This is a genomic window from Paenibacillus sp. A3, from assembly GCF_001399685.1.
Lineage (GTDB): Bacteria > Bacillota > Bacilli > Paenibacillales > NBRC-103111 > Paenibacillus_G.
Window position 1 is genome coordinate 1 of record NZ_JTHN01000303.1, and the last position, 2206, is coordinate 2206.

Annotated in this window: 2 protein-coding genes; both read right to left on the reverse strand. The window is 52.5% G+C overall.

The features are described 5' to 3' along the window. Positions 1–475 (reverse strand): radical SAM protein (locus QJ48_RS33490; protein WP_337589650.1); only part of this gene is annotated, 475 nt, incomplete at its 3' end. Between the two features lie 135 nt (positions 476–610). Continuing rightward, complete coding sequence (locus QJ48_RS33495) at positions 611–1981, reverse strand: EAL domain-containing protein (protein ID WP_054977626.1); 1371 nt, start codon at positions 1979–1981, stop codon at positions 611–613. Positions 1982–2206 lie beyond the last annotated feature (225 nt).

The following is a 2206-nucleotide window of genomic DNA, read 5'->3' on the forward strand; positions in this document are numbered from 1 at the left end:
CCTCCAGTGAAAGTCCGTTCGATACTTCTTTCATTTTCATAATCTCGGCCGGGGAGAACGAGTGCATCGTAATGTTCGGGAACCGCTGCTTGATTTCTTTCAGCAAATCGGTGTAATAGCTGAAAGGCAGGTTCGGGTTCGTGCCCCCCTGCATCAAAATTTCGGTGCCTTCGACGTCGATCGTTTCCTGTATCTTTTGAAAAATAACCTCGTTCGGCAGCACATAGCCTTCTGCCGAGCCCGGTGCGCGGTAGAAGGCGCAAAAACGGCAATACACATCGCAAATATTCGTATAATTGACATTCCGGCCGATCACAAAAGTCGTCACCGGCTCCGGATGGTGCCGCAGCATAATTTGGTTGGCCACATGGCCCATTTTTTCGATTTCGTCCGATTCATAGAGCGCCATACAGTCTTCCAGACTGATCCGGTTTCCCGCCAGCGCGCTATCCAATATCCGGTCGATGGAACTCATCGCTTTCATCTCCTTTATGCTTTCATCCTACCATAAAATACTCCGCTCCTGCCATACTAAAAGACCGCCATTTTCCGAGGAGCGGAAAGCGGCGGCCGTTTTTGTGACCAATTTGTGATCATCGGCACAAAGCCCTCAAGCGGGATGCATATGCCGGTGGCCTACAATTTTTTCTTTGACCAATTGAAGCTGCTGTACCCGTTCCTGGTCGGTCACAAGCGGCTGTGGACGGGCAAAATAAAAGCCTTGCACCATATGCACCTGCATCTCGCAAAGCATGCTGAGCTCTTCCGGCCGTTCTACGCCTTCGGCGATCACTTGGCAGTTCATGTTGTCGGCGAAGTGCAGCAGCGCCTTCAGCAGCGATTGCTTGACGGACATCCGATCGATCTCGGCAATGACCGATCTGTCGATTTTGATGATGTCGGGCACCAGCTCGGAGATCGATTGCAGGCTCGAATAGCCGGCCCCCGCATCGTCCACGGCAAAGCGGAACCCATGAGCGCGGCAGGCGTTCATGACGGCTCCTATGTATTGGAAATCCCGAATCGCGTGGCGTTCCGTAATTTCCAGAACGACCTGCGAGGCCGAAATGGCCGGAAATTGCTTCAACGTTTCCAGCAGCTGATGCAGAAACAGCGGATGTCCGAGCGAAACGGGCGTCACGTTAATAAACACCTGCTCTTGAATCGCCCGTGACGATATTTCCATGAACGCCTTCTTGATGACCAAAAATTCGAATCTCGATAAAAGATCGGCTTGATAAGCCATATCGAACAGCTCTGCGGGAGTGTGGAACGGCGAGTTTTGCGGACCGCGGGTCAATATTTCCCAGCCGTATAATTCGCCGCTGGCCAAATTGAGAATCGGTTGGGCGAGAACGAAAATGCTTTCCTGCTTCAAAATGTCCAGCAGATGCTCCCGGGTCAGGCAAAAATGCGGCGGCAGCTTCCGCGTCGCGATGCAGCGGGCATAGTGATAGGCCGCTTGAATGCCGGCGGACGTGTTTTCAAGGTCCGGGCCGATGATATAGCACCCGCTTTGCAGCGAAACGGGAGCTTGTGCGTCGTCCGCGTGCATGCGCAGCCTGCGCGAAACTTCTTTTTGCAGCTCCTGCGCTTTGCGCTGCAGCTCGTCGAACCCGCAAACGGCTTGTTCTTTAACGAATATGCCGTAATCGTCGAGCGCAAACTGCCGGACTCCGATGACGTCCTTGTCCCGGAAGCAGGAAGGCAGCAGCTCGAGGATCGTCTGGCGGATACGACTCTGCAGCGCGCAAAGCCTCGCTTCGGAATAAGTGGAAAACATATGATGAAAATCTTCCAAATACAGCAAAATAAGCCCGCACGATTTTCCCTGGCTCCGGTACCGTTTGACCAGCGAGAGCACCGGATTGCGAAACGTAAACTCCGGGGGAAAAAAGCGGAGCGCCCTGCTCGGATAAGGCAGCCGGAGTAGCATCCGGATTCGTTCTTTCCACTCACCTGAAGCAAATGAAAACGTCATAAATTTCCCCCTCACCGGCAGCAACAACTTGTCCCTACTATCATATCACGAGTTCGTTATAGTGAATAGGGAGATATTCCTTTTTTTCACAGAAAAGCCGATGATCCCCTGAATCATCGGCTGAGCTTGTTGAGAAAGTGGTCCAGTTGAGGTAATAGAGGTGTACAAGGGGGCGGGGTATCTACTTCCGGTCGCTCTTGTCCGCTGGAAATTTTGATTTGAAGC

What these genes read in the sequence shown, in the direction of transcription:
- QJ48_RS33495 (WP_054977626.1), bottom strand. Translation starts at nt 1,981, where the DNA reads ATGACGTTTTCATTTGCTTCAGGTGAGTGGAAAGAACGAATCCGGATG.